General features: G+C 68.4%; 24 protein-coding genes. 14 read left to right on the top strand and 10 right to left on the bottom strand.

The window, feature by feature from the left end; all coding sequences use genetic code 11:
* The first annotated feature begins 422 nt into the window (after positions 1–422).
* Together mprF and FPJ27_RS12100 are read left to right on the top strand one after the other, a co-directional pair.
* Entirely contained in the window at positions 423–3,017 is a 2,595-nt protein-coding gene (mprF, locus tag FPJ27_RS12105; protein ID WP_204421277.1) for a bifunctional lysylphosphatidylglycerol flippase/synthetase MprF, read from the top strand.
* Entirely contained in the window at positions 3,014–4,297 is a 1,284-nt protein-coding gene (locus FPJ27_RS12100) for a virulence factor family protein (RefSeq protein WP_204421276.1), read from the top strand. Before mprF ends, FPJ27_RS12100 begins: the two co-directional genes overlap by 4 nt.
* An 81-nt stretch (positions 4,298–4,378) precedes the next feature.
* Here the strand turns inward: FPJ27_RS12100 and FPJ27_RS12095 are convergent, their stop codons facing one another.
* The 4 genes from FPJ27_RS12095 to FPJ27_RS12080 form a co-directional block, all read right to left on the bottom strand.
* The gene (locus tag FPJ27_RS12095; RefSeq protein ID WP_204421275.1) at positions 4,379–4,822 is read right to left on the bottom strand and encodes a DUF934 domain-containing protein; all 444 of its coding nucleotides are present in this window, start codon (positions 4,820–4,822) and stop codon (positions 4,379–4,381) included.
* On the bottom strand, positions 4,819–6,603 hold the full coding sequence (locus FPJ27_RS12090; RefSeq protein ID WP_072438689.1) for a nitrite/sulfite reductase: 1,785 nt from the start codon (positions 6,601–6,603) through the stop codon (positions 4,819–4,821). The genes FPJ27_RS12095 and FPJ27_RS12090 overlap by 4 nt, the downstream gene beginning before the upstream one ends.
* 211 nt (positions 6,604–6,814) lie before the next feature.
* Positions 6,815–7,210 (bottom strand): hypothetical protein, encoded by a 396-nt coding sequence (locus FPJ27_RS12085; RefSeq protein ID WP_204421274.1) that lies wholly within the window; start codon positions 7,208–7,210, stop codon positions 6,815–6,817.
* Positions 7,211–7,316: 106 nt separating this feature from the next.
* On the bottom strand, positions 7,317–8,750 hold the full coding sequence (locus FPJ27_RS12080; protein WP_204421273.1) for a PLP-dependent aminotransferase family protein: 1,434 nt from the start codon (positions 8,748–8,750) through the stop codon (positions 7,317–7,319).
* 528 nt (positions 8,751–9,278) lie between these two features.
* Here FPJ27_RS12080 and FPJ27_RS12075 point away from each other — a divergent pair.
* On the top strand, positions 9,279–10,409 hold the full coding sequence (locus FPJ27_RS12075; protein ID WP_072438681.1) for an extracellular solute-binding protein: 1,131 nt from the start codon (positions 9,279–9,281) through the stop codon (positions 10,407–10,409).
* Complete coding sequence (locus FPJ27_RS12070) at positions 10,406–12,187, top strand: sensor domain-containing diguanylate cyclase (protein WP_204421272.1); 1,782 nt, start codon at positions 10,406–10,408, stop codon at positions 12,185–12,187. Before FPJ27_RS12075 ends, FPJ27_RS12070 begins: the two co-directional genes overlap by 4 nt.
* Before the next feature lie 97 nt (positions 12,188–12,284).
* Here FPJ27_RS12070 and FPJ27_RS12065 read toward each other — a convergent pair whose 3' ends face one another.
* From FPJ27_RS12065 to FPJ27_RS12055, 3 genes are all read right to left on the bottom strand, one after another.
* Complete coding sequence (locus FPJ27_RS12065) at positions 12,285–12,584, bottom strand: DUF4148 domain-containing protein (protein ID WP_072438676.1); 300 nt, start codon at positions 12,582–12,584, stop codon at positions 12,285–12,287.
* Between the two features lie 269 nt (positions 12,585–12,853).
* Positions 12,854–13,111, bottom strand: a complete 258-nt coding sequence (locus FPJ27_RS12060; protein WP_006478949.1) for a hypothetical protein — start codon at positions 13,109–13,111, stop codon at positions 12,854–12,856.
* A gap of 200 nt (positions 13,112–13,311) precedes the next feature.
* Entirely contained in the window at positions 13,312–13,671 is a 360-nt protein-coding gene (locus tag FPJ27_RS12055) for a hypothetical protein (RefSeq protein ID WP_204423255.1), read from the bottom strand.
* Between the two features lie 213 nt (positions 13,672–13,884).
* On the opposite strand from FPJ27_RS12055, the gene FPJ27_RS12050 reads away from it, so the two are divergent.
* Together FPJ27_RS12050 and FPJ27_RS12045 are read left to right on the top strand one after the other, a co-directional pair.
* Positions 13,885–14,781 (top strand): LysR family transcriptional regulator, encoded by an 897-nt coding sequence (locus tag FPJ27_RS12050; protein ID WP_072438672.1) that lies wholly within the window; start codon positions 13,885–13,887, stop codon positions 14,779–14,781.
* 124 nt (positions 14,782–14,905) lie between these two features.
* Positions 14,906–15,538 (top strand): LysE family translocator, encoded by a 633-nt coding sequence (locus FPJ27_RS12045; protein ID WP_204421271.1) that lies wholly within the window; start codon positions 14,906–14,908, stop codon positions 15,536–15,538.
* A 40-nt stretch (positions 15,539–15,578) separates the two neighbouring features.
* On the opposite strand, the gene yddG is transcribed toward FPJ27_RS12045, so the two are convergent.
* The 3 genes from yddG to FPJ27_RS12030 form a co-directional block, all read right to left on the bottom strand.
* Positions 15,579–16,529: an aromatic amino acid DMT transporter YddG gene (gene yddG, locus FPJ27_RS12040; RefSeq protein WP_204421270.1), complete on the bottom strand. Its 951-nt coding sequence runs from the start codon at positions 16,527–16,529 to the stop codon at positions 15,579–15,581.
* Positions 16,530–16,788: 259 nt separating this feature from the next.
* Complete coding sequence (locus FPJ27_RS12035; protein WP_204421269.1) at positions 16,789–17,076, bottom strand: hypothetical protein; 288 nt, start codon at positions 17,074–17,076, stop codon at positions 16,789–16,791.
* 98 nt (positions 17,077–17,174) lie between these two features.
* Positions 17,175–18,860, bottom strand: a complete 1,686-nt coding sequence (locus FPJ27_RS12030) for a metallophosphoesterase family protein (RefSeq protein WP_204421268.1) — start codon at positions 18,858–18,860, stop codon at positions 17,175–17,177.
* A gap of 323 nt (positions 18,861–19,183) precedes the next feature.
* Between FPJ27_RS12030 and FPJ27_RS12025 the strand changes: the two genes are divergently transcribed.
* The 8 genes from FPJ27_RS12025 to FPJ27_RS11990 all read left to right on the top strand — a co-directional run bounded on the left by FPJ27_RS12025 (position 19,184) and on the right by FPJ27_RS11990 (position 25,064).
* The gene (locus FPJ27_RS12025) at positions 19,184–19,483 is read left to right on the top strand and encodes a YXWGXW repeat-containing protein (protein ID WP_034180189.1); all 300 of its coding nucleotides are present in this window, start codon (positions 19,184–19,186) and stop codon (positions 19,481–19,483) included.
* 226 nt (positions 19,484–19,709) lie between these two features.
* The gene (locus FPJ27_RS12020) at positions 19,710–20,477 is read left to right on the top strand and encodes an RNA polymerase sigma factor (RefSeq protein WP_072438663.1); all 768 of its coding nucleotides are present in this window, start codon (positions 19,710–19,712) and stop codon (positions 20,475–20,477) included.
* Entirely contained in the window at positions 20,474–20,893 is a 420-nt protein-coding gene (locus FPJ27_RS12015; RefSeq protein ID WP_072438661.1) for a hypothetical protein, read from the top strand. Before FPJ27_RS12020 ends, FPJ27_RS12015 begins: the two co-directional genes overlap by 4 nt.
* On the top strand, positions 20,890–21,393 hold the full coding sequence (locus FPJ27_RS12010; RefSeq protein WP_204421267.1) for a periplasmic heavy metal sensor: 504 nt from the start codon (positions 20,890–20,892) through the stop codon (positions 21,391–21,393). The genes FPJ27_RS12015 and FPJ27_RS12010 overlap by 4 nt, the downstream gene beginning before the upstream one ends.
* A 259-nt stretch (positions 21,394–21,652) precedes the next feature.
* On the top strand, positions 21,653–23,056 hold the full coding sequence (locus tag FPJ27_RS12005; protein ID WP_204421266.1) for a DUF1800 domain-containing protein: 1,404 nt from the start codon (positions 21,653–21,655) through the stop codon (positions 23,054–23,056).
* 2 nt (positions 23,057–23,058) lie between these two features.
* Positions 23,059–24,216 carry a DUF1501 domain-containing protein gene (locus tag FPJ27_RS12000; RefSeq protein ID WP_072438655.1) on the top strand — a complete coding sequence of 386 codons (1,158 nt, stop codon included), beginning with the start codon at positions 23,059–23,061 and terminating at the stop codon, positions 24,214–24,216.
* A gap of 59 nt (positions 24,217–24,275) precedes the next feature.
* Positions 24,276–24,494 carry a YXWGXW repeat-containing protein gene (locus FPJ27_RS11995; RefSeq protein WP_072438653.1) on the top strand — a complete coding sequence of 73 codons (219 nt, stop codon included), beginning with the start codon at positions 24,276–24,278 and terminating at the stop codon, positions 24,492–24,494.
* A gap of 171 nt (positions 24,495–24,665) precedes the next feature.
* Positions 24,666–25,064 carry a lysozyme inhibitor LprI family protein gene (locus FPJ27_RS11990; protein ID WP_072438651.1) on the top strand — a complete coding sequence of 133 codons (399 nt, stop codon included), beginning with the start codon at positions 24,666–24,668 and terminating at the stop codon, positions 25,062–25,064.
* Positions 25,065–25,103: the final 39 nt, after the last annotated feature.

The raw sequence follows: 25,103 nt of genomic DNA, 5'->3' as shown, positions 1-25,103 counted from the left end.
AGCATATTCCCGAACCGGGGCGAAAAGGGGGCCGGCCGCGAACATCAACCCGTCCCCATTCCCGAGATCCCGCGCCCACCCACGAATTCGTCCTCTCCCGCACAGCCCGGCCAGGAGAATTTCTCCCAAATCCACCACCGTTCATTCATCCGATGAAAAAACCGTTCAGGTTCCCGGTATGATGCGCACCTTGTGTTTTTCGGCCGCACGATTTTGATGCGATATTAACGCGCCCCGCGTGCCACAAAACCGCACAATGCGAGTCTGAAAGATTTTGTAATATAAGCCCCGTATACTTGTAAGTTCTGATTCAGGCGCTCCCTGCCTTCACTTTCGGCCGACCGCCCACGCAGAACAACCAGATATGTCGCCGCCGGGCCATCCCGCGCCGCGACTCGCAATGCACCACCACTGAATAACCTATGTCTTCCCGCCACCCTGGGTCGCCGGGCCGTGCCGCGGCGGCGATCGCCCGTGTCTCGGCGCTGGTTCGCAACGAGCGCGTGCTGTCGCCGCTGATCGCGTTCGGCATCGGCCTGCTGCTGATCGTCGTGTTCCAGCACCTGTCGGAATCCGTCGACTACCGGTCGGTGATCCGCCAGTTGCGCCACATGTCCGTCGCGGAATGGGGCGCGTCGCTGGCCGCGACGGCGCTCAGCTATCTCGCGCTGGTCGCCCGCGACGCGGTCGGCCTGCGTTATGTCGCCGCGAAGGTGCCGCGCGTCGCGCTGTGGATCAGCGCGATCGCCGGTTCCGCGCTCGGCAACGCGACCGGCTTCGGCGCGCTGACGGGTGGCGCGGTCCGTGCGCGCGTGTACGGCGTGTCGGGCGTCACGCCCGCGCAGATCGGCCGGATGACGGTGTTTACCAGCGGCACGCTGGCGCTCGCGATGGTGCTGATGACGGCGGTCGGCATGGTCTGCGTGCCGGAGGCGCTCGCCGCGATGCTGCACGTCGCGCCCGGCGTGCTCACGTGGAGCGGCGCGGCGCTGCTCGTGGTGCTGGCCGCGATGGTCGCGATGTGCGGCAACACCGCGCGCCCGGTCGTCACGCGCTTCAAATGGCTGTCGTTCGACGTGCCGGCGCGGCGCGATCTCGTCATGCAGGTCGTCTACGCGGTGCTCGACGTCGTCGCGGCGGGCCTGACGCTGTGGGTGCTGCTGCCGGCCGCGCCGGTCGGCTTCCCGACCTTCATCACCGTCTATGCGGCCGCGCTGCTGCTCGGGATGATCGGCCATACGCCGGGCGGGATCGGCGTGTTCGAAGCCGCGATGGTCTTCACGCTCGGCCGCGAAGTGCCCGCGCATGCGATGGTCGCCGCGCTGATCGCGTATCGCGCGATCTATTTCGGCGTGCCGCTCGTGCTGTCGGCTGGCCTGCTGGCCGGTTTCGAGGGCCGCGCGCTGCGGCGCCGGCTCGTGACGCGGCAGGCCGCGCGCGTGTCGCAGCTCGCGCCGCTGTTCCTGAGCCTCGTGACGTTCGCGGTCGGCAGCATGCTGGTGATCTCGAGCGCGACGCCCGCGTTCTGGCACCGGATCGCGATCCTGCGCCACCTCGTGCCGCTGTGGGTGCTCGAAGGCTCGCAGGTGATCTGCAGCGTGCTCGGCGTCGCGCTGCTGTTCGTCGCGCGCGGGCTGCTGCGCCGCCTCGACGGCGCATGGTGGATGACCTTCGCATTGACGCTCGCGAGCCTCGCGCTGTCGTTGGCGAAGGGCCTCGCGTTCGTCGAGGCCGGCGTGCTCGGCACGCTGCTCGTGCTGCTGCTCGTCAGCCGCCGCCGCTTCAACCGCCATTCGTCGCTGCTCGCCGAGCGCTTCACGGTGAGCTGGTTCGTGTCGGTGACGATGGTGCTGATGCTGGCCGTGTGGGTGCTGTTCTTCGCGTTCCGCGACGTGCCGTACACGCGCGAGCTGTGGTCGCATTTCTCGTTCGACGCGCGCGCGCCGCGTGCGTTGCGCGCGACGCTCGCAGCAGGCGTGTTCGTCGCGCTGTTCGCGCTGTGGCAACTGCTGCGCCCGGCGCCAGGCCGTTTCGTGAAGCCCGCGCCGCAGGACCTGTTCGACGCCGAACGGATCATCCGCGCGCAGGAATGCAGCGATGCGGGCCTCGCGCTGATGGGCGACAAGTCGTTCCTGTTTTCGGAATCGCGCCAGGCGTTCCTGATGTACGCGAAGTACGGCCGTACGTGGGCCGCGCTGCACGACCCGGTCGGGCCGCGCGAGGAATGGCCGGCGCTGATCGGCAAGTTCATCGCGCTCGCGCACGCGCACAGCGGCCGCGCGGCGTTCTACCAGGTGCGCGCGAACGCGCTGCCGCTGTATCTCGACGCGGGGCTCACGCTGATGAAGCTCGGCGAGGAAGCGCATATCGCGCTCGACCAGTTCGACCTGAAGGGCTCGAACCGCTCGCACCTGCGCTACGCGCTGCGCCGCGGCGACAAGGACGCGCTGACGGTCGAGGTGATCGGCCCGGGCGACGTGCCGGTCGCGCTGCCGGCGCTGCGCGACATCTCCGACGGCTGGCTCGACAGCCGCGACGCGCGCGAGAAGAGCTTCTCGGTTGCCGCGTTCCACGACGGTTATCTCGCGACGCAGTCGGTGATGCTGGTGCGGCAGGCCGACAAGCCGATCGCGTTCGTCACGTTCATGACGACCGACCTCAACACCGAGGCGACGGTCGGCGTGATGCGCCATCTGCCGGACGCGTCGCCGTACGCGATGGAATATCTGTTTACGCAGCTCGCGCTGCATCTGAAGGAAGCGGGCTTCCGCAAGCTGAGCCTGGGCATCGCGCCGTTCTCGGGGATGGGGGCGGCGAAGATGCCGTCGCCGTGGCACCGGCTCGGACTGATGGTCTGGCGCTTCGGCGGCCGCTTCTACAACTTCCGCGGCTTGCGCGCATTCAAGAGCAAGTTCGAACCGCACTGGGAGCCGCGTTACCTCGCGGCCTCGGGCTCGGTCGGCGTGTTCGTCACGCTTGCGGATCTGTCATTGCTGGCTGGAGGTCGGCGTTCATGATGTCGAAGAAGGGAATCGCGCGGGCGGCAGCCGCCTGCGCGGGAATGATGCTGGCCGGCGCCGCATGCGCCGCGCAACCGGCCGCCTTGAAGGCCGAAACCGTGTCGGGCGGCCGCTACGGGCCCGTTACCGTGACCAAGCCGAGCGGACCGCTGCGAGGTTTCGTCGTGCTGTTCTCGCGTGAGGCCGGCTGGAATGCCGCCGATCAGCAGGCCGCCGATGCGCTCGCGAAGGCCGGTGCGATGACGGTCGGCGTCGATTCCGAGCGTTATGCGACGAACCTCGCCGCGAAGCAGGAGACCTGCCACCACCTCGACGGCGACGCCGAGGCGGTCAGCCACCAGCTCGAACGTCTGGCGCAGTCGTCGCGCTATTTCACGCCGATCGTCGCGGGCGTGGGCCGGGGCGGCGCGATCGCGAAGCAGATCCTGGCGATGGCGCCGGAGAACACGATCGCCGGCGTCGTATCGGTCAACCCGGCACCGAAGCTCGATCCGCGCTTCAAGCCGTGCCCGCCCGATCCGACGATCGTGCGCCGTGCGATGCCGGGTTTCGTCGAAACGGCTGCCGCGGGCGACACCACGAAGCTCGTGTCGCTCGTCACGTCGCACCTGCGTGACAGCGGCAGCAGCGGCGACGAACTCGACGTGTCGGACCTGCCGCTCGTCGAGCTGCCGGCCAAGGGCGGCAGCGGCCGGCTCGCGATCGTGATCTCGGGCGACGGCGGCTGGCGCGATCTCGACAAGACGATCGCCGAGGCGCTGCAGCGCGACGGCGTGTCGGTGGTCGGCATCGACAGCCTGCGCTACTTCTGGAGCGAGAAGCCGCCCGCGCAGGTGAGCCGCGATCTCGCGCGCGTGATGCGCACGTACATGACGCGCTGGCATGCGAACCGCGTGGCGCTGGTCGGCTATTCGTTCGGCGCCGACGTGATGCCGTTCGCGTACAACCGGCTGCCGGCCGACCTGCGCGACAAGGTCGCGGTGATGTCGCTGCTCGGCTTCGCGCCGTCCGCCGATTTCCAGATCCGCGTGACAGGCTGGCTCGGCATGCCCGCGAGCGACAACGCGCTGAAGGTCGCGCCGGAAATCGCGAAGGTGCCGCCGCAGCTCGTGCAGTGCTTCTACGGCGCGGAAGAGACGGACACGATGTGCCCGGCGCTCGCGAACACCGGCGCCGACGTGATCAAGACGCAGGGCGATCACCACTTCGGCCGCGACTACATCGCGCTCGAGAAGAAGATCCTCGGCGGGTTCGGCAAGCCGGTGGCGGCGCGCTGAACGCAGGCGCCCGCGCTTTACGGCGGGTGCCTGCCGGTTTGCTTCCGGTTCATCGTACGGGCGGCCAGCGTGCCGCCCGTTTCATTTTCCGGCCTGCGTCGCCGTGCCGTGCGGCGGCGTTGCCGTTCTCGCATCGCGCTGATAGAAGCCCGGAAACCGGTCGAGCTGCCGGCGCGCGGCCGCGATGTCCGTGTCGTCGCCGAGCACCGCGCTCGAAAACCCCGTGCGCTCCATCAGCAGCAGCTGGTCGACCAGCACGTCGCCGGTCGCGCGCAGGTCGCCGGCGAAGCCGAAGCGCTTGCGCAGCAGGTACGCCTGGCTGTACGCACGGCCGTCGGTGAACGACGGGAACTGCAGGTCGATGCGTGCGGCCTGCGCGATCCGTGCGGCAAGCGGCGGCAGTTCCTCGTCGTTGCCGATCGTCAGCGTCGAATCGTCGTGTTCCTGCGTATCGCCAGCGTGTTCGGCCGGCGTCAGCAGCCGGATGCGTGCGTTCGTGCTTGCGTTGTCGCTGGCTGGCTTCATGCGTGCTCCGCGTGGTGGCGCGCGTCGTTCGCGGCGGCCTTGAACGGTTCCGCGCCGATGCGGCGCACCGTGTCGATGAATCGTTCGCTGCGGCCGTTCGCATCGATCCGCGCGTCGAGATACGCGTTGACGATCGCGTCGACGACATCGACGATCTCGTCCGCCGAGAACGACGGGCCGATCACCTTGCCCGGCCGCGCGGGGCCGCTCGCGGTCGAGCCGTCCGACCCGCCGAGCGTCACCTGGTACCACTCCGCGCCGTCCTTGTCGACGCCGAGGATGCCGAGGTGGCCGCTGTGATGGTGGCCGCACGAGTTGATGCAGCCGCTGATGTGCAGGTCGATGTCGCCGACGTCGTGCAGTAGGTCGAGATCCTGGAAGCGCTCGGCGATCGCGTCGGCGATCGGGATCGAGCGCGCGTTCGCGAGCGCGCAGAAGTCGCCGCCCGGGCACGCGATCATGTCGGTCAGCAGCCCGACGTTCGCGCTGGCGAGCCCGATCGCGCGCGCGTTCTCCCACAGCAGGAACAGGTCGTCGACGTGTACCCACGGCAGCACGACGTTCTGCGTGTGCGTGACACGTGCCTCGCCGGCCGAGTAGCGGTCGGCGAGATCGGCGAGCGCGTCGAGCTGGTCCGGCGACGCGTCGCCGGGTGCCTGCAGGCGGCGCTTGAACGACAGCGTGACGATGCGCAGCGCCGGATCGCGGTGCGCGGCGACATTGCGCGCGAGCCAGCGCGCGAATGCCGGATGGCGGCTCGCCTGTGCGGACATGCGCGCATTCGCGTCGGGCAGGTCGAGCGTGCGCGGCTTGAGCCGCGGCGGCACGAACGACGCGGCGACGCGATCGAATTCGGCCTGCGCAATCGTGTGCGGGCCGCCGTCGTGGTCGACGATCTGGCGGAACTCCTCCTCGACGTCGTCGATGTAGCGCTGCCCCTCGGTCTTGACGAGGATCTTGATCCGCGCCTTGTACTTGTTGTCGCGCCGCCCGTAGCGGTTGTACACGCGGACGATCGCCTCGATGTAGTTCATCACGTGCCGCCACGGCAGGAACGCGCGCAGCAGCGTCGCGATCATCGGCGTGCGGCCCATCCCGCCGCCGACGCTCACTCGAAAGCCGAGCTCGCCCGCATCGTCGCGCACGAGCTTCAGTCCGACGTCGTGCCAGTCGGTCGCCGCGCGGTCCTCGGCGGCGCCGGTGATCGCGATCTTGAACTTGCGCGGCAGGAACGCGAATTCCGGGTGCAGCGTCGTCCACTGGCGCATCACTTCGGCGAACGGGCGCGGATCGGCGATCTCGTCAGGCGCGACGCCCGCGCGCTCGTCGCACGAAATATTGCGGATGCAGTTGCCGCTCGTCTGGATGCCGTGCATGTCGACGGTCGCGAGCAGGTCCATCACGTCGGCCGCTTTCGAAAGCGGAATCCAGTTGAACTGCACGTTGGTGCGCGTCGTGAAGTGCGCGCTGCGGGTCGGCAGGCGCAGCGTGCCGAGCAACGCCTGCGCGTCGCATGCGGCGCGGTAGGTGGCGTCGTCGGGCACGTCGTAGTCGCGCGCGATCCGCGCGAGCACGCGAAGCTGCGCGCTCGACAGTTCGCCATACGGCACCGCGACGCGCAGCATCGGCGCGTGGCGCTGCACATACCAGCCGTTCTGCAGGCGCAGCGGCCGGAACGCGTCTTCGCTCAGCGTGCCGTGCTGCCAGCGTTCGAGCTGGTCGCGAAACTGGGCGGCGCGGCTCAGCACGAGCGCCCGGTCGAAATCGGTATATCGATACATGACGTGATACGCGAGAGGAGCCGCGGCGCGGCATGCGCACGGCTCGGAGGGGCGTTGCGACGGATGTCGGGCAACGGAAGACAGCGTAGGGAACGCGGTGCGGCGGGACAAGCAGCAGATCGGGACGAAAAGGGCGCAGCAGATGGCGGGCGCGGCGCCGGCGCGGCGGGCCGGGCATGCGTCGTGCATACCCGTGGCCGGTTGATGTGTCTTATGCGTCGGCGTCGACGACGAGCGCCGGATCGAGCGCACGGATGCGCTGGTCGATGAAGTAGCCGCCGCCTTCCTGATAGCGCAGGAACAGGCGGCCGCACGAGCGGCAGCGGCTGACGTTGCAGCGGTTGTACGGGAAATGGCGCAGCGCGATCGGCGCATCGTCCGACGCGTAGCGCGTACCGGCCGGATGATATTCCGCATAGGTCGGCTCCGCATCGCCGGGCGGCGCGAGCGTGGCTACTTCGGTCAGCTGCGTGTCCTGCAGCGACAGCGGCAGGCTCGTCCATCCGGCGAGCGAGGTTTTCGTGCACGTGCACGGCTGCGTGACGTGTGCCGCTTCGGCCGTCAGTTTCAACAGCGCGTCGTGATCGAGGTAGGGCAGTTGGCTCATGGGAAATCTTGAAAAAGCGGCGAGACCGGCAATGTAACCCGCGCGCGGATCGGCTGCATGGCCGCGGCCCGTGCGGCGGCGGCACGCATGATACGCATCGCGCGCTTTAACCGCCCTTGCGAACCGACGGCTGCGCGACTAGCTCGCCGAGCACGCGGATCGCGCGCTCGATGTCGCGGCTCCACGGATGGCCGAAGTTCACGCGCACGCAGCGCTCGAAGCCGTGCGCGGCCGAAAACAGCGGCCCCGGCGCGAAGCTGATCCCGCGCGCGACCGCCTGGCGATGCAGTTCCATCGCGTCGATCGCGTCGGGGAATGCGAGCCACAGGAAATACCCGCCTTCGGGCCGCACCCACTCGACGCCGGCCGGCAGCCAGCGCCGCAGCGCGTCGTCCATCCGGTCGAGCTGCGTGTGCAGCGCGCCGCGCAGCTTGCGCAGATGGCGGTCGTAGCCGCCGTGCTCCAGATAGTTCGCGATGCCGGCCTGCGCGGGAATGCTCGCCGACAGCGTCGTCATCAGCTTGAGCCGCTGCACCTTCTCCGCGAACCGGCCGGCGGCGGCCCAGCCGATCCGGTAGCCGGGTGCGAGTGTCTTCGAGAACGAACTGCAGTGCATCACGAGGCCGTGTTGGTCGTACGCGCGCGCGGGCAGCGGATAGTCGGGGCCGAAATGCAGCTCGCCGTAGACGTCGTCCTCGATCAGCGGCACCTCGCGCGCCGCGAGCATGTCGACGAGCGCGCGCTTTTTTTCGACGGACAGCGTGACGCCGGTCGGATTCTGGAAATTGGTCATGAACCAGCACGCGCGGATGTCATGCCGCTCGAGCGCGTTCGCGAGCGCATCGAGATCGAGGCCCGTGCGCGGATCGACGGGAATCTCGACCGCGCGCAGGTCGAGCCGCTCGATCGCCTGCAGCGCCGCATAGAAGCCGGGCGCTTCGACGGCGACGACGTCGCCGGGCCGCGTGACGGCCATCAGGCACAGGTTCAGCGCTTCGAGCGCGCCGTTCGTGACGACGATCTCGTCGATCGGCTGCGACACACCGGTCGCGAGATAGCGCCGCGCGATCTGCTGGCGCAGCGCCTCGTTGCCGGGCGGCAGGTCGACGACCGTGCTCCACGGGCTCACGAGCCGCGTGGCCTGCGCGAGCGACTTCGCGAGGCGCGGCAGCGGAAACAGTTGCGGCGCCGGGAACGCGGAACCGAGCGGCACGATGCCGGGCTGCGTGGCGGCATCGAGTACGGAGAACACGAGGTCGCTGATGTCGACCTTGCGCGATGCGCCGGCACGACTCGCGCGGCGCTTCGCGGCCGGGCCTGCTTCGGGCGTGGCGCCCGGCGCGACGTAGTAGCCCGAGCGTTCGCGCGCGCGGATCAGCCCCCACTGTTCGAGCTGGTAGTACGCGCGAAACACCGTCGACTGGCTCACGCCGTGCTGCGCGATGATCTGCCGCAGCGACGGCAGGCGCGTGCCGGCCGCGAGGTTGCCGTTGCGGATGTCGTCGGCGATCGTGTGTGCGAGGGTTTCGTAGCGTTTCATCGGCGTGGACGGGGGGCGCCGTCGCCGCGCGCGGGCCGGATTGGCGCCGCGCCGGCGGGCGCGGGTCATTGTCCGATGCGCGGCACGAAAAGAAAAGCGCGGGCGGCATGCCCCACGTGCCGAGCGACGCGAGCGAGAAGCCGCACGACGGCAGCAGGTAGCTCGGAAGCCATGTGATGAAGAAGCAGATCGCGAAGTTCAGGCCGGTATCGTGCTGACGGTCATTTCCGCGAATGGGGCGGACCGACGCAATCGGCGTCGACGGCCGCAGGCACGTATGCGACGCATGCAATGCGTCGTCATCGAAATGCGAACCGGTTAGCGTCCGGCAACGCGCTTTCTTCTGATCATTCGTCGCCCGGCTTGCCGCGTTCGTACGCCCGCAACGATTCGGGATCGACACTGCGCCGGGCATGTCGCATGTCTGCATGCGCAACACCTGCCGTGTGCGGCTATTTCCAATTGCGCGCCCATATTTTTTATGGTCTTGTTGCGGGATATCGCATCGACTCGAAAAAGGATGGTCGAATGCAGCCGAGCGATTCATACGGGGTCCGCTTGATCAGGGGAATCGGCGCGCGTACGCGCGCCCGCGGTGCCGTGCGCGCGCTGTTCATCATCCTGACACTGGGCTTGCTTGCGCCTGGTCCGTCGGCTTTCGCCGACTCTCCCGAAACCGTCAACGACAACGTGCTGCGCGTGCTGGCATGGCCCGGCTATGCGGACCGCGACGTCGTCAGCGCATTCGAGGCGCAGTTTCACGTGCGTGTCGAAGTGACGTTCGTCGATTCCGACGAAGCGCTGTGGGCGCGGATGCACGGCGCGGCGCCGCCGCCATACGACGTGCTGGCTGCGAACACGGCCGAAATCCAGCGCTACGCGCACGAACGTCTGCTCGCGCCGATCGACCTGGCGCGCATCCCGAACCGGCGGCGGCAGTTGCCGAACTTCCGGCAGCTCGCGACGATCGGCGGGCTCGTGCAGGACGGTGCGACCTACGCGATCCCGTTCACGTATTCGTCGATGGGGCTGATCTACGACCGCACGCAGGTTTCGGCCGCGCCGCGCTCGATGCGCGAGCTGTGGAATCCGCGCTACCGCGGCAAGGTGCTCGACTTCAACAGCGCGCAGCACAATTTCTCGTTCGCGGCGCTGGCGCTCGGCTATCCCGATCCGTTCCGCCTGTCGCCCGCGCAGACGCTCGCGGTTGCGCGCAAGCTGATCGACCTGCGCCGCAACCTGCTGACGTACTACACGCTTCCCGAAGAGGCGACCGCGCTGTTCGTCCAGCATCGAGCGGCGCTGATGTTCGGCAACTACGGCACGCAGCAGGTCGAGCTGTTGCGTCGCGCCGGCGCGGACGTCGGCTACGTGATCCCGGACGAAGGCGCGCTTGCATGGCTCGACTGCTGGGCCGTCACGCGCGGTGCGCAACATGCCGAGCTCGCGTTCGCGTGGATCAACTACATGCTCGAACCGGCGATCGGCGCGCTGCTGACCGAGCGCCAGGGGCTCGCGAACACGCTCGAGCCGCCACCGGGCCTCGACACCGGGCACCAGCATCTCGTGTGGCTCCAGCCCGTCGAAGACATCGCGCGGCGCGAATCGCTGTGGAGCCGCATCGTGTCGGGCGACCGGCCGGAGCGGTTCGACAAATGATCCGGCTCGGGCTCACGTCGAAGCTGTCGGTGCTGCTCGCGTGCATCGGCGTGATCGCGTCCGGCACGACCGGCTATTACGCGTATCGCGCGAACCGCACGATGCTCGTGCAGGAAGCGCAGCACAGCCTGCTGATGTCGACCCAGCTGCTCGGGCAGCGCTTCACGACCGCGCTGTCCGACGTTGCCGCCGATGCGCTCGTGCTCGCGCAGTTGCCGTCGTCCGCGCTCGTCGCGGGCAGCGACAAGCCGGACAGCGCGCGACGCACGCGGCTCGAGCAGGTGTATTGCAGCTTCATGAGAAATCATCCGGAATACCTGCAGATTCGCCTGATCGCGGGCGGGAATTTCGGGCTCGAACACATCCGCGTCGTTCGCGACGCGCGCGGCGTCGTCGTGCTGCCGGAAAGCGCGTTCCAGGAGAAAGGACAGTTTTCCTACGTATTCGATACGCTCGCGACGGCGCCCGGCCATATCTACCTGTCGCCGATCGTGATCAACCACGAGACGGGTTCGCACGAGGCCGAAGGGTTGCCGATCCTGCGTGTGGGCACGCCGGTCGTCGACACGTCGGGCCAGACGGTCGGCGCGCTGGTCGTCGACGTCGAGCTGTCGCGCGTGGTCGACCGGCTCGAACGCGATCTGCCGGACGACTATGCGGTGTATCTCGCGAACGAGTGGGGCGATTTCCTCGTGCATCCCGATCCGGCGCAGACGTTCGGCTTCGATCGCGGCCTGCGGGTGCTGATGCAGGACCGCTTTGCCGTCACGCGCGCGCTGTTCGACAGCACGCGCACGAGCGTGACGCTCAACGGCCTCGAGCAGCCCGACGACGCGCCGGGGCAGATGTTCGCGTTCGCACGCACGCCGTTCGGGCACGACGAGGGCAACCGCTTCGTCGTGCTCGGGATGGCGCGTCCGCTTGCCGACGTGCTGGCACCGGCCGGCATGCTCGGCGAACGGATTGTCCGGATGGTGCTCGTGTCGAGCCTGATGGCGGTGATTCTCGCGATCCTGTTCGCGCGCGCGATCACGCGGCCGCTGCAGGCGCTCGCGCGCGCCGCGACGCACGTGTTCGACGATCCGGCCGCCGAACAGCTTCCGGTCCGGCGCGCCGACGAGATCGGCGTGCTCGCGCGCTGTTTCGACAGCATGCGTGTCGAGATTCGCACGCAGGTCGCGATGCTGCGCGCGAAGCAGCAGGAGCTCACGCACCTCGCCGGCCACGATCCGTTGACCGAGCTGCCGAACCGCCTGCTGTTCATGGAGCATCTCGATGCCGCGATCCGGCATGCGGCCGCGGTGCACGAAGGGCTGGCCGTGATGTTCGTCGATCTCGACCGCTTCAAGCAGATCAACGACCAGCACGGGCATTCGGCCGGCGACCGTACGCTCGTCGCGGTCGCGAAGCGGTTGAGCCTCGTGCTGCGCAACGACGACATGGTCGCGCGGCTCGGCGGCGACGAATTCATCGTGCTGATTGCGGACGTGCGTTCACCGGCGGTGATCGGCGATGTCGCGTCGCGGATCCAGATCGTGATGGCGGAGGAGCTGGAGTTCGGCGACCGGCGCGTGGCCGTCGGTGCGAGCATCGGCGTCAGCGAGTTTCCGGCCGACGGCGCATCGGCCGAGGAACTGCTCGTCAAGGCCGACGCGGCGATGTATGCGGCGAAGGCGTCCGCGCAGTGCGCGTACGTGCGCTATCAGGACCTGGTCGGCGGCGGCGCTGCGCCGGACGAAGCCGGGGCCGGCCGCGTCGCATCGGGTGCCGGCCGGTGACGGCCGGCCGGTAAAACACGCGATGCAAGCGCAACGAGCCCGTCACGGACGGGCTCGTTGCATGTGAGGACTGCGCGCGGGGCGCGCAGCGGCAGGCTTAGTGGCCGAAGTAGACCGAGTCGCGCGGGCTTTGCGCCTTGGCGGCCGGTGCGCCGCCCTGAACGGTCGCGGCCGGTTGCGCACCGTAGCCGGTATTGTCGGCGGCGCGCACGCGGGCTTGCGCGGCCTGGATGTCGGCCGGGTAGTGCGGGCTCGACAGGCCCGGCTTGTAGCCGGCTTTTTCGAGCTGGACCAGCTCGTTGCGCAACTGGGCGCGGGTCACGGTGCTTTGGGCGAATGCGCCGAACGAAGCGGACAGGGCGACAGCGGCAACGACTGCGGAAACGAGCGATTTCATGGTGACCTCCGATGTTTGTCTTGGCTTTCCGCGTTCGACACCATGTCGTAAGCGGTTGATTACATCGTAGGCGTCGGTCGATTCAGGGTAAACGTGGATTTCAGCGAAAGATCGTTGTCGCGGAGGCAATAATCCCGGGGCAAATGTCTTCTGTCCCCATTCAGTATTGCCGAATTTGCAAGGGCACCGCGGTACGGGCGGGCGCCGGTGGCGGCTGGGGGAGGACGGCGGAGGTGGAGATGACGCGGGCGGGCCGCGGTGCGGCCGGATCAGACGCCGTCGTCGTCGATTTCCTTGCGCTCCCGGCGTTCCTCGTTGCCGCGGCGCGCGCGCAGGCGCTGGCGCGACAGGACGGCGATCACCTGCTGGGTCGGCGCGCCGGACGGCAGTTCGTTGCGGATGCGATCGGGCACCATCGGCAGGCCCGCGCGCTGCCGGCGCAGCGCCTTTGCGATTGCCCGGCGGCATTCGTCCCCGTGGCAATCCCATTCATCGCGGATTCTCTGGCAATAACGGCATTGTTCCATCGAAACAGTCTAACGCGTCTTGGGGAACCGGGCAGCGCGCGGGGCCGAACGGGGCACGCACGGCGCTTCCGTCGCGGACGTATCGACGATGGGCAGTTGAATGGGACTGCGAAGCAATCGGGTGAAATGGGTTGCCTGAAACTACAATTCCCCATCCGTCTTCATACGGATTCCTTTCGGAAGAACGGGGCCTGAACGGCTTACCGGAGAGACCAGATTCCCCAGACGGCGATCAACAGGCCGAGGCCGAGTCCGCAGCCCAGCAACACATAGGTTTCCATCTCGTGCCTTTGAAAACGGGGCAGCGCTGACGTCGGCGTCAGCGTGCGGGCAGCAAAGCCGGTCACGTATCGTCGCGCCGCCGGGCGGCGCGATACGCCGGGTCCGCGAATACTACGCTTTGCAGCTTTCAGAACGCATGCGCGATCGATGGCGGTGGGCCGCCGCCATTTCTTGCCCGCGTGCCGGCTATTCGTGTGCGGCCGGCGGGCGCGCGGCCCCGATTCAGGCCGGCAGGTCGTATCGGCAAGCATGAGCAATGCGGCGGCGTGGTTCAACATGGATTCTCGAGCGCGGGCCGGTGCGCATGCAATCGACGCGGCGGATCGAACGTGCATCCTGACTGCGGCGCTGCCGTGGACGTTCGACTCGACCGCGGCGCAGCGCGGGGCCTGGCGCGGTGCCGTTTGAGATACTGTCGGGGAAGTTCAATATAATTCATGATACTTCGCTGTCTCATGTGAAATTTACATACACCGGAACAAGGAGACCCGATGACGCTTGCCCAGTTGCAGGCACTGGCCGCCGTAGTCGAACTCGGTTCGCTCACGGCCGCGGCCGACCGGCTCAGCCGCAGTCAATCCGCGATCAGCCATGCATTGACCGAGCTGGAGGACATCACGCAGGTCAAGCTGCTCTGGCGGGACCGGCAGCCGGTGGTGTTGACGGCGGCGGGCGAACGCCTGTGGCCGTACGTCCAGAGCGTGGTGCGGGAGGCGCAGCTGCTGCGCCAGCAGTTCAGCCTGTCGCGCGGCAAGCTCGAAGGCAAGCTGGTGGTTGCGTCGCTGCCGAGCGTCTCGCTGGCGTTCGTCGTTCCCGCGCTCGAGGCGTTGAAGGAGATGCACCAGGGCGTGTCGGCGGTGCTGCTCGAAGGCACGGACGGCGAAGTCGAAGGGTGGATCGACGACGGTACGGCCGACATCGGCGTGGTGGCCGGCACGAAGACGTTCGCACACACTCTGCCGCTGCTCGACGAGGATTTTGTCGCGGTGGCGCCGGACGGCATGTTCGGCGGCCGCAAGAGCGTGTCTGCAAAACAGTTGTCCGCGGCACCGTTCATTTTCTCGAAGGCAGGGTGCGGGCCGGTGATCGCGGATTACTTCGCACGCGGCGGCGCGCCGCTCCGGGCGGCGTTCAACGTGGTGGAGATGCGCACCATTCTTTCGATGGCGGAGGCCGGCATGGGCGTATCGATCGTGCCGCGCATCACGCTCACGTACACGCCATTCGGCGGCCGCGTGCTGGAACTGTCGCCGAGGCTGCATCGTTCCGTGCGGTTGTCGTGGAACGTGGCGGGCAACGCGGTCACCGACGAGTTCGTGAGGCTCGTCGACGCACAACGCGCCAAAGCCGCGAAAGCGATCCATGCGCGTGCGAAAAAGGGCAGGTAGCGCGGCCGGCGAGATGAACGACGCTCATGGGCGGCTTGCAGTTTATTCATGCCGAGGATGATCGAGATGCAATACAGTATTCGAACCTCGTCACCCTGACTGCCCTGCCGCGAAGGAGCCTCCAGTGCCGGCTTTTCCCACCCTGTTTGCGTTCGGCCTCGTGTCGCTCGGCATGGTGCTGACGCCCGGGCCGAACATGATCTACCTGGTTTCGCGCTCGATCTGCCAGGGCCGCCGCGCAGGGCTCGTGTCGCTCGGCGGCGTCGCGCTGGGGTTCGTTTTTTACATGGTTTGCGCGGCGCTGGGCATCACCGCGCTGGTGATGACCGTGCCGTATGCGTACGACGCGCTGCGCTTTTCCGGTGCGCTGTATCTGTCGTATCTGGCGTGGCAGGCGCTGAAGCCGGGCGGCCGCTCCGCGTTCCAGGTCAGGCAGTTGCCGCGCGACAGCCGCGTCAGGCTCTTCACGATGGGTTTCGTCACGAACCTCGCGAATCCGAAGATCGCGGTGATGTATCTGTCGCTGCTGCCGCAGTTCATTTCACCGGGGCACGGCAGTGTGCTCGCGCAATCGCTGGCGCTCGGCTGCGTGCAGATCGCGGTGAGTGTCAGCGTCAACGCGCTGATCGCCTGCATGGCCGGTTCCATCGCGGGTTTTCTGGCGGGACGACCGGTTTGGGCGTCGGTCCAGCGCTGGTTGATGGGCTCCGTGCTGGCCGGATTGGCGGTGCGTATCGCGCTGGAATCGCGAAGCTAGAGCGGGCAACCCTGCGTCCCGTCGGAAGCATCCCGCATCGTCACCCGGGGCAATTGCCTTCGGCATCCTTCCCGACCCGCACGGGCGCTGCCTTTTCACTGCGTCGGCTGCGTGTCGCGAGCCAGCACAGGATCGACCCGCCGCAAACCATCACTGCGCCTTGCCAGAATTCGACCGACAGCGGCGCATGCAGCAGCGTCGCGGCGAGCGCGGCCGCGAGCACCGGCGTCAGGTACGACGCGCCGACGATGATCGTCACGTTGCCGTGCATGATGCCGGTGTTCCACGCCGCGTAGCCGAACCCCAGCGCCGACGCCGCCAGCACGAGATAGATGACCGCGTGAAGGCTGAACGTCATGCCGCCGCCGCCCTCGATCGCGAACTTGATCCAGAGCGCCGCGGCGACCAGCATGAAGAACGGCGTCACGCCGTTCTTGCCGTCGGCAATGCGCGCCGTCACCGTGCAATAGCCGGTCCAGATCAGCGCGCCGAAGAAGGCAAGGCCGTAGCTCAGCGGATTGTCCGCGACGTTGCGCAGCATGCCGGCCGGATCGAGGCCCTGGTCGCCGCCGAGCACCCGGCAGATGCCGAGCATCGATAGCAGGACGCCCGGCACGACCAGCAGGTTGGCGCGCTGCTTGTTGAACACGATGGCCGCGACCAGCGTCAGGCTCGGCCACAGGTAGTTGACCATCGCGACTTCGATCGCCTGCCGGCCGTTGCTCGCATACCCGATCGACAGCGCCAGGCACAGCTCGTACGAGACGAACAGCAGCCCGCCCCACAGCAGGTAGTTTTTCGGGAACTTGCTCAGGTCGGGGAAGCCGATCGTGAACAGCAGAAGCACGGACGCCACCGTGTAGATCATCGCGGCGCCGCCGGTCGCACCGAGGCTTTCGCTGACCCCGCGGACGAGGGCGACCACCGAGGCCCACAACAGCACCGCGCCGAGCCCGGCGAGCGTTGCCTTGTTCTTGTTGTTGCGCTTCATGCTTCCTGCCTGTTTCAACATTCAAATTCGATTTCGGATGATTCGGTTCCGCTCGCGTGTGCCGTCATCGCGAACGGAAAAATCCGGTTGCGGCCGCCACGCGGTGCGGCAGCCGCAACCGGCAATGCAATGCAGCTATTACGCCGGATACGCATAGTTTAAAGGGGCGGAGCCGGGGAGCGACCGAGCGGCGGACGTTGGCGGGGGAGCGGCCGGGTGCGTGCGGCCGATTCAGGCGTGTGCGGAACGCGGTAGCCGGTCATGCGTCGTCGATGCGCCATGTCGCACCGATTGCCGACAACGCGCGTCCGATCGCGTCGAGCATCGCGTCACGCGTCGGCCCGAGCGTCGTGACGAGGAAGAACCCGTGTTCGTCGGTCAACAGGCCGATCAGCGGCCAGTTGCCGGTTTCATCGCGAATTTCAAGCCGTCGTCGGTCGGGATCGACGTCGATGTCGCCATGCGTTTGCCGCAATGCATCCGCGATTGCATCGAATGCGTCGGCCGACGGGGTCGTGTGGATGCGGTATTCGAAACTCATCTTCATGGGCCGGTGTGCGAAGCGGGCAGTCTAACCCGCGTCATGGCACGCCCATTCCTCGATGGCGATGCAACCGGCGCCCGCCGCAGCGGGCGCCGGCCCGATCACCGCTCGTGCCGCTTCTTGCTCAACTCGATCGTCTCGAACAGCTCGTACTGCGCGGTCGGGTGCTGATCGGCGCCCGGCGCGTGGTAGTAGCGCATCGTGATCGTCGTGTGGCCGCCCGGCTTGCCCGGGTCGTGATCGAACACCGCGATCCCGTAACCGGTGCCCGTATCGCGGCGCGCGGACCAGATCGCATCCTCGAGCGCATCGGCCGGCTGGCGCACGAACGTGTTCGGCGCGGTGCCCGGCACCGGCCGGTTCGGCTTCGTGAACACCTTCGCCCGCGCAAAGCCGGTCGACGGGTTCTCGCCGTACACGTCGAGCGGTGCGCTGGTGCCGCCGCCGCCGAGGATCAGGTGGATCGTGCCGTGGCTCGTGTCGAACGTCGTGCGATCCGGGTCGTTCGAGCCGACCGGACGCGGCTGCAGCGTTTCGACCACTTCGCCGGTCGACGCATCGACGCCCGCGCGGTGATTGCAGCCGCGCACCGGGTAGCTGCGCTCGTAGTCGTGATCGTGGCCGCACAGCACGAGGTCGACACCGTAACGATCGAACAGCGGCAGCCATGCCTCGCGAATGCCTTTGTCGGAACCGTTGCCCGTCTTCGACGAACTGAGCGCGTCCTGGTGCATCTGCACGACGATCCAGTCGATGTCGTCGTCATGCGCCGCATGGCGCAGCGTGTGTTCGAGCCAGCGCGTCTGCTCGCCGTTGCTGTAGCCGCGCACGTAGAACGACGTGCCGGGCTCGATCGGCGGGCGGCCCGTGCTCGCGGCCGGCACGAGCGGCGCGGGGCCGCCGACGAACGCGGCGGCGTCCTGGTACACGACGTCGTCGGCGTCGAGCGACACGAACAGCACCGAGCTCACGCGGAAGCTGTACCAGCGGCCCGGGAAGCGCGTGCCGTTCTCCGGCAGCGTATAGCGCGCGAGATACGAGTCGAGCCCTTGCGGACCGTTGTTGAACTCGATCTCGTGATTGCCGGGGCAGGGCATCCACGGGCGATTCGCGGCCGACGTCTGGTTGTTGTTGCCGAAATCGCGCCACACCTCGGGCTGGTGCGCGGGGTTCAGGTTCGCGTAGCAGAGGTCGCCGTTCAGCAGGTGGAACAGCGGCTGGAACTGCTCGACGGCCTGCACCGCGAAGCGGCTCTGCGGCGACGACAGCACCCATGCGCCGTTCGGCGTCGCGAGATCGCCGTAGCTCGTGAAGCGGAACGGCGCGCGCCCGCGCGGCGCGGTCGAAAAATTCGCGGCGAACGGCTGCGCGGCGTTGCTGTCGTTGTCGGCCGTGATCTCGTAGCGGTAGCGCGTATCCGGCTTCAGCCCGTGCACGCGCGCGTGGTACGCGAACACGGTTTCGCCGTTCAGGCCGTCGGTGTACAGGCGCTGGACGCCGTGCACCGTGCGCGGCGGCTCGCCGTTGGCGACGATGCGCGCGCGCGGATTGACGGCCGGTGCGAGCGATGCCCACGAGATCACGACTTCGGAAGTCGGGTCGTTGCCCCACGTCAGGTGGACCTGTTCGGGCGTGCCGTCCGGATTCGACGCGGCGGCCCGGGCGGCCGCGAGCCCGCCGGCAGCAGTGGCGAGGCCGGATACGCCGGCGAGTTTCAGGAAGCCGCGACGCGACACCGACGCGGCCGGCTCGTTCGGCTGATCAGGGAGATTGTCCTGGTTCGACATGGTCGTAGTTTTCGTTGATGGGGACGCGAAAGGTGGAGCCGCGCGGCCATGCGCGAGCGCGGCCGGGGCGTGGGCCGGAAACGAGCGGGATCCCGGTGACACATATTGTCGAAGGGCAGTTTTGCCGCGTTGTGACAGCACGGCAAGCCCGTGTATGGCGGCCGATACGCTGGTTCGCGCATCGCGCGGCAGCCGGCCCGCGCCAAAGCGCGTTCGATCCGCCCGAAATTTATTCGTCGATACCGCGACGGATTTCTGTCGCCCGCTCCGTTTAATGCATGAACGGCCGCTTCCGGTCGATGCCCGTTACTTCGGAGTCTTTCATGAAACTTTCTGTTCCATTGCGGTTTGCCGCCGGATGCGTGGCCGCGCTGGCGGCGTCGGCGGCATTCGCGCAGGCCGTGATCGTCGCACCTTACGCACCGCCGGCGCCGCGCGTCGAAGTGATGCCGGCGCCGCGCGCGGGCTACGTGTGGGACCAGGGTCACTGGCACTGGCGGCAGGGCCGCTACGTCTGGATTCCGGGCCACTGGCAAGTGGTGCGCGTCGGTTACCACTGGGTGCCCGGGCACTGGGCCGCGCGTGGCCCGGCGTGGCGCTGGGTGCCGGGCCACTGGGCCTGATGCGCGCGCCGCCGCGCGGAACATCGTGCCGGCGCGGCGGATCCTTCACGCAATGTCATGAGTCGAAGCCATGCCTTTTCGAACCATCGTGATACTGGCGGCCGCGGCCATCGTGCTGGCCGGCTGCGTCGTGGTGCCGGCGCGTCCGGTGTATTACCGGCCCGCGCCGGTCGTCGTATATTGAGCACGCCGGCCGACGGTCGCGTAACCGGCCGACAGGATCGATATGCTGCGCGACACGGATGTCGATGAAACGGACATGGCCGATGCCGTGTGCGACGCCGCGCGCGATGCGCACGGCACCGCCGAACCGTCGGCGTGGCGCCGCGCGGCGATGGCCCGACGCATGCAAGGAGAGCACGACGATGAGCTTCAGCCGGGCGGCAGGGCGGCGCAATCGCGCTGCGCGACGGAGCAGGCGGCGTTGAACGATCGCGGCGACCGCGATCCGGACGCGGAACTCGTCGCGCGCGTCGGCGCGCGCGATTCGTCGGCGGTGCGCGTGCTCGTCGCGCGCAAGCTGCCGCGGCTGCTCGCATTGGCGACGCGCATGCTCGGCGACCGGAACGAAGCCGAGGACGTCGCGCAGGAGACGTTCTTGCGAATCTGGAACCAGGCGCCGCGCTGGCGCGAAGGCGAGGCGCGCTTCGACACGTGGCTGCATCGCGTCGTGCTGAACCTGTGCTACGACCGGTTGCGCGGCCGACGCGACGAGCCTGTCGATACGTTGCCCGACGTGCCGGACCCGCAACCGGAGCCGGCCGTGCATGCGGAACTGCGCTCGCGCGACGCGCGCGTGCGGCAGGCGCTTGCCGCGTTGCCGCCGCGGCAGCGGGAAGCACTCGTGCTCCAGTACTATCAGGAAATGTCGAATGTGGAAGCGGCCAACCTGATGGGCATCACCGTCGATGCGCTGGAAAGCCTGCTCGCCCGCGCGAGGCGCAACCTGCGCGCGCAACTGGCCGGCGACCCACCTAGCGAGGACAAGCGATGACACCCGAACGATTTCGCACCATCGTCGCCGCGTACGGCTCGGACGCGCGGCGCTGGCCGGACGGCGAGCGCGCGGCCGCCGAGGCGTGGGCGCGCGCGAACCCGCGCGACGCGCTGCTGGCACTGGACGATGCCGCCGACCTCGATGCATGGCTTTCGTACGACACGGTCATGCCGCCTGCACCGGCGCTCGTCGAGCGCATCGTCGCGTCGGCACCCGCGCCGCAACGCGCGCGACGGCGCGGCACCGTGTGGTGGTCGGGCGCGGCGTTCGCGGGCGTCGGCCTGGCCGGCGCGCTGGCGGGCGCGGTGGCCGTGTCGATGCTGATGCTCGGCAGCGTGCCGACGTCGCCGCACGAGCCGGACTATCTGACGACGACGTTCGGCGGCCCGAGCGTGGATTGGGGTGGTGAATGAGCGAACGTGGCTGGAAATTCATCCTCGTCGGCTCGGTCGTGCTGAACGTGTTCATGCTCGGCGCGATCGGCGGCGGCGTGTATCAGTGGTTCTCGACGCATCGCGACCAGCTTGCGGCAGGCGCGCCCGCGCAACGCACCGCGTTGCGTTTCGCGGCGGACGAATTGCCCGATGCGCGGCAGCGCGAGTTTGCCGCCGCGCTGAAGGCCGCGCGCAAGAACGGCCGCGATTTCGCGCGGGAAGGGCGCGACGGCCGGATCACCGTGCTGGATCTGCTCGCCGCGCCGCAGCTCGATCGCGCGGCGATCGACGCCGCGCTCGACCGCACGCGCGCGGCCGATACCGCGATGCGCGTGCAGGTCGAACGCAGCGTCGTCGATTTCGCGGCGACGCTGACGCCGGAAGAGCGCGTGAAGTTCGTCGACGGGTTGCAGCACAGCGGCAACTGGCGTCTGCCGCCGAGACTGCAGAAAAAGCCGGACGCGCCGGCGAGCCAGTAAGCCAGTAAGCCAGTAAGCATCAGGCAGCGCGACACGCGGTATGCGTGTCGCCGATATTCGCGTTCGGTCATGCGCAATGCGTGCACGAGATGAATCGCACGCGCCGTTGCGTGTCGATGACTTGCGCCGTTGCCGTGCATCACCTCCGCCGACTCTCCCGTTCCTCGTTTCTCCGATCCAAAAAATATTTGCCATCCCCGCGACGGATTTCCCTGCATGCCCGCGTTAAACGTGGGTACGCACCGCAAGGGAGCCCGTCATGGACCACCCGAACGACACCACGCCGGCCGCGATCGCGCTGAACCGCTTCGGTCTCGGCGCGCGGGCCGACGAAGCGCCGCCTGCCGACCCGAAGGCGGCGCTGGTCGCGCAATTCGACCGTTACGACGCGCGGCCCGCCGCGTGGGCCGGCGAACCGGACGCGGTCGCGCTCGCGACGCGCTTCGCGAACGCACGCAACGCGATGACGGGCGACGACGCGGCCGCGAAGCGCGCGATCGCGCAATCGATCCGGCGCGACGGCTACGACGCGTATCGCAGCGCCGTCGCCGCACGGTTGAACAGCGCGCTGAACACGCCCGCGCCATTCGTCGAGCGTCTCGTACATTTCTGGGCGAACCATTTCGCGGTGTCGGTCGACAAGGGGCAGGTGGCCGCGTATGCGGGCGCGTTCGAACGCGACGCGATCCGCCCGCACGTGCTCGGCCGCTTCGAGGACATGCTCGTCGCCGTCGAACAGCATCCCGCGATGCAGGTCTTTCTCGACCAGGCGCGCTCGGTTGGCCCGGACAGCCCGGCCGCATTGCGCGCGGAAGCGCGCAATCCGTCGGCGAAGCGCGGGCTCAACGAGAACCTCGCACGCGAAATCATGGAACTGCACACGCTCGGCGTGCGAACCGGCTACACGCAAGCCGACGTGACGGAATTCGCGCGCGCATTGACGGGCTGGAGCATCGCGGGCGGACGCGGGCCGCAGCCGGGCGATGCCGCGCCCGGCGCGTTCGTGTTTCGCCCGAAGCTGCACGAGCCGGGCATGCGCACGGTGATGGGGCGCACCTACGACCAGCCGGGCGAAGCGCAGGCGCGCGCGATCCTGCACGACCTCGCGCGGTCGGATGCAACGGGTCGGCACATCGCGTTCCAGCTTGCCCGTCATTTCGTCGCCGACAATCCGCCACCCGCGCTGACCGACCGGCTGGCCCGCGCGTTCGACGCGAGCGGCGGCGATCTGCCGACCGTCTATCGCGCGCTCGTCGATGCACCCGATGCGTGGTCGCCGGTCAACCGCAAGTTCAAGACGCCGTGGGAGTGGGCCGTGTCGTCGCTGCGCGGGCTCGGCTGGCGCGAGATGGACGATCGGGGCGACCTGAAGGCCGCGCCGCTGCTGGCGCAGCTCGGCCAGCCGGTGTGGCGGCCGGGCTCGCCGGCAGGCTTCGACGATGTCGCCGCGAGCTGGGCCGCGCCCGACGCGCTCGTGCGCCGCGTCGAGATCGCGCAGCGCCTGGCCGCGCGCACCGGCGACCGGCTCGACCCGCGCACGCTCGGCAACATGCTGCTCGCCGGTTCGATGAGCGCGCCGACCGCGGCCGCGCTGTCGCGCGCGGAAAGCGCGACCACGTCGCTCGCGCTGCTGCTCGTATCGCCCGATTTCCAACGGAGGTGAACATGGCACTGTCCCGCCGACAATTCCTGAGCGTTGCCGCCGCCGGCGCAGGCGCGATCCTCGTCGCGCCGCGGATCGTGTTCGCGAACGTCGAGACCGACCGGCGCTTCGTGTTCGTGATCCAGCGCGGCGCGGCCGACGGCCTGAACATCGTTGTCCCGTATGCCGAACCCGCGTATGCGTCGCTGCGCGGCGCGCTCGCGATCGATACGACGGCCGCAATGCGGCTCGACGGCACGTTCGCGCTGCATCCGTCGCTCGTGCAGACCGCGCAGCTATACCGCGACGGACAGGCGCTGTTCGTCCACGCGATCGCGTCGCCGTATCGCGACCGCTCGCATTTCGACGGACAGAACGTGCTCGAAACAGGCGGCCGCGCGCCGTATCAGGTGAAGGACGGCTGGCTGAACCGGCTCGCCGCGCTGCTGCCGGCGACGCGCGAAAGCGCGATCGCGTTCGCACCGACCGTGCCGCTCGCGTTGCGCGGCACCGTGCAGGCCGCGTCGTATGCGCCGTCCGGTTTGCCGGCCGCGCCGGACGACCTGCTCGCGCGCGTGTCGGCGCTTTACGAGGCCGACGCGCAGCTCGGCCCGCTGTGGCAGTCGGCGATGCAAGCGCGCGGCCTCGCCGGCGACGCGCATGCGCGGCAGGATCCCGCGGGCGTCGGCAAACTTGCCGCGACGTTCCTCGCGCGCGACGACGGCCCGCGGATCGCGATGATCGAAACGGGCGGTTGGGACACGCACAGCGCGCAGAACGCGCGGCTCGCGAATCAGCTGAAAGCGCTCGACACGATGCTCGCCGCGCTGCGCGACGGCCTCGGGCCCGCATGGCAGCAGACCACGGTGCTGGTCGCGACCGAGTTCGGCCGCACGGCCGCGGCGAACGGCACGGGCGGCACCGATCACGGGCAGGCGTCGGTCGCGATGCTGGCGGGCGGCGCGGTCGCGGGCGGCCGCGTGATCGCCGACTGGCCGGGGCTGCGGCCGGGCGACCTGTACGAAGGCCGCGACCTGAAGCCGACCGCGTCGCTCGACGCGCTGATCTCGGGCGCGGCCGCCGAAAGCCTGCGGCTCGATCCGCGCCGCACCGCGTCAGCGCTGTTCGCGGAAAGCGGCGCGACGCGGCCGATGACCGGCCTGATTCGCGGCGCCGCGTGACGCGGGGCGTTTACGCGCTCGACCCCGCCAACCGATTACACAAAAAGGGAGAATCGAAGATGAAGATCCGATCCGTATCGCTTGCCGTGCTGGTGAGCGCGAGTGCCGCGCTGATGTCCGCGTGCGTGGTCGAACCCGTGCGGCCGCCTCAGCCGGCGCCGCTCGTCGAAGTGATGCCGCCGCCGCCGGCACCCGGCTATCGCTGGGCGAAGGGGCATTACCGGTGGGCCGGCAATCACTGGGCGTGGGTGCCCGGGCACTGGGTGGCCGTGTACTGATCGGGCGGGGCGTTCCGCGCGGTGCGCGGCGCGGGTGCCGGGAATCAGGACCGCGTATTGAACCGCGATGCGCATTGGCCTAAGCTTCCGGATCCCGACGGCGGACAATCCCCGTTCGTTCGTCACGGCGAGCCGATGCCCGGTCGCCGTTTCCTTCCGTACGGCACCCCTATGAAAGCATGGCTAGTTGCACTGGCCGTCGCGGCCGGCATGACCGGCGCGCAGGCCGCGTCGTTCGACTGCGCGAAGGCGTCCACGTTCGTGGAGCGCGAAATCTGCGGCAATCCGGCGTTGTCGCGTCTCGACGATGCGCTCAACGCGGATTACAAGCATGTCGTGGACGACTTCGCCAACTATCCGGTCGAGGATCCACCCGAGTATCACCGGTTCGTCGCGAGCCAGAAGGTGTGGCTCAAGGCGCGCAACCGCTGCACGACGACGCAGTGCCTGATCGACAGTTACCGCAAGCGCATCGACGTGCTGTGCGGCCAGATCGACGTGCCGGCGGAAAGCGACCGCGCGAAGTGCCGCGGCAACGGTGGCCTGGGCGGGCTCGAACTCGATCACTGAGCGTCGATGCGAAACGCAAGCCTGCGTCGATTTAGACAT

The organism is Burkholderia sp. MS455 (assembly GCF_016899445.1).
Taxonomy (GTDB): domain Bacteria; phylum Pseudomonadota; class Gammaproteobacteria; order Burkholderiales; family Burkholderiaceae; genus Burkholderia; species Burkholderia pyrrocinia_C.
This window is presented reverse-complemented; position numbering and strand designations above follow the sequence as displayed.

Coding starts and splice junctions, on each gene's coding strand:
- mprF (WP_204421277.1), top strand. CDS start 423: ATGTCTTCCCGCCACCCTGGGTCGCCGGGCCGTGCCGCGGCGGCGATC.
- FPJ27_RS12100 (WP_204421276.1), top strand. CDS start 3,014: ATGATGTCGAAGAAGGGAATCGCGCGGGCGGCAGCCGCCTGCGCGGGA.
- FPJ27_RS12095 (WP_204421275.1), bottom strand. CDS start 4,822: ATGAAGCCAGCCAGCGACAACGCAAGCACGAACGCACGCATCCGGCTG.
- FPJ27_RS12090 (WP_072438689.1), bottom strand. CDS start 6,603: ATGTATCGATATACCGATTTCGACCGGGCGCTCGTGCTGAGCCGCGCC.
- FPJ27_RS12085 (WP_204421274.1), bottom strand. CDS start 7,210: ATGAGCCAACTGCCCTACCTCGATCACGACGCGCTGTTGAAACTGACG.
- FPJ27_RS12080 (WP_204421273.1), bottom strand. CDS start 8,750: ATGAAACGCTACGAAACCCTCGCACACACGATCGCCGACGACATCCGC.
- FPJ27_RS12075 (WP_072438681.1), top strand. CDS start 9,279: ATGCAGCCGAGCGATTCATACGGGGTCCGCTTGATCAGGGGAATCGGC.
- FPJ27_RS12070 (WP_204421272.1), top strand. CDS start 10,406: ATGATCCGGCTCGGGCTCACGTCGAAGCTGTCGGTGCTGCTCGCGTGC.
- FPJ27_RS12065 (WP_072438676.1), bottom strand. CDS start 12,584: ATGAAATCGCTCGTTTCCGCAGTCGTTGCCGCTGTCGCCCTGTCCGCT.
- FPJ27_RS12060 (WP_006478949.1), bottom strand. CDS start 13,111: ATGGAACAATGCCGTTATTGCCAGAGAATCCGCGATGAATGGGATTGC.
- FPJ27_RS12055 (WP_204423255.1), bottom strand. CDS start 13,671: ATGTTGAACCACGCCGCCGCATTGCTCATGCTTGCCGATACGACCTGC.
- FPJ27_RS12050 (WP_072438672.1), top strand. CDS start 13,885: ATGACGCTTGCCCAGTTGCAGGCACTGGCCGCCGTAGTCGAACTCGGT.
- yddG (WP_204421270.1), bottom strand. CDS start 16,529: ATGAAGCGCAACAACAAGAACAAGGCAACGCTCGCCGGGCTCGGCGCG.
- FPJ27_RS12035 (WP_204421269.1), bottom strand. CDS start 17,076: ATGAAGATGAGTTTCGAATACCGCATCCACACGACCCCGTCGGCCGAC.
- FPJ27_RS12030 (WP_204421268.1), bottom strand. CDS start 18,860: ATGTCGAACCAGGACAATCTCCCTGATCAGCCGAACGAGCCGGCCGCG.
- FPJ27_RS12025 (WP_034180189.1), top strand. CDS start 19,184: ATGAAACTTTCTGTTCCATTGCGGTTTGCCGCCGGATGCGTGGCCGCG.
- FPJ27_RS12020 (WP_072438663.1), top strand. CDS start 19,710: ATGCTGCGCGACACGGATGTCGATGAAACGGACATGGCCGATGCCGTG.
- FPJ27_RS12015 (WP_072438661.1), top strand. CDS start 20,474: ATGACACCCGAACGATTTCGCACCATCGTCGCCGCGTACGGCTCGGAC.
- FPJ27_RS12010 (WP_204421267.1), top strand. CDS start 20,890: ATGAGCGAACGTGGCTGGAAATTCATCCTCGTCGGCTCGGTCGTGCTG.
- FPJ27_RS12005 (WP_204421266.1), top strand. CDS start 21,653: ATGGACCACCCGAACGACACCACGCCGGCCGCGATCGCGCTGAACCGC.
- FPJ27_RS12000 (WP_072438655.1), top strand. CDS start 23,059: ATGGCACTGTCCCGCCGACAATTCCTGAGCGTTGCCGCCGCCGGCGCA.
- FPJ27_RS11995 (WP_072438653.1), top strand. CDS start 24,276: ATGAAGATCCGATCCGTATCGCTTGCCGTGCTGGTGAGCGCGAGTGCC.
- FPJ27_RS11990 (WP_072438651.1), top strand. CDS start 24,666: ATGAAAGCATGGCTAGTTGCACTGGCCGTCGCGGCCGGCATGACCGGC.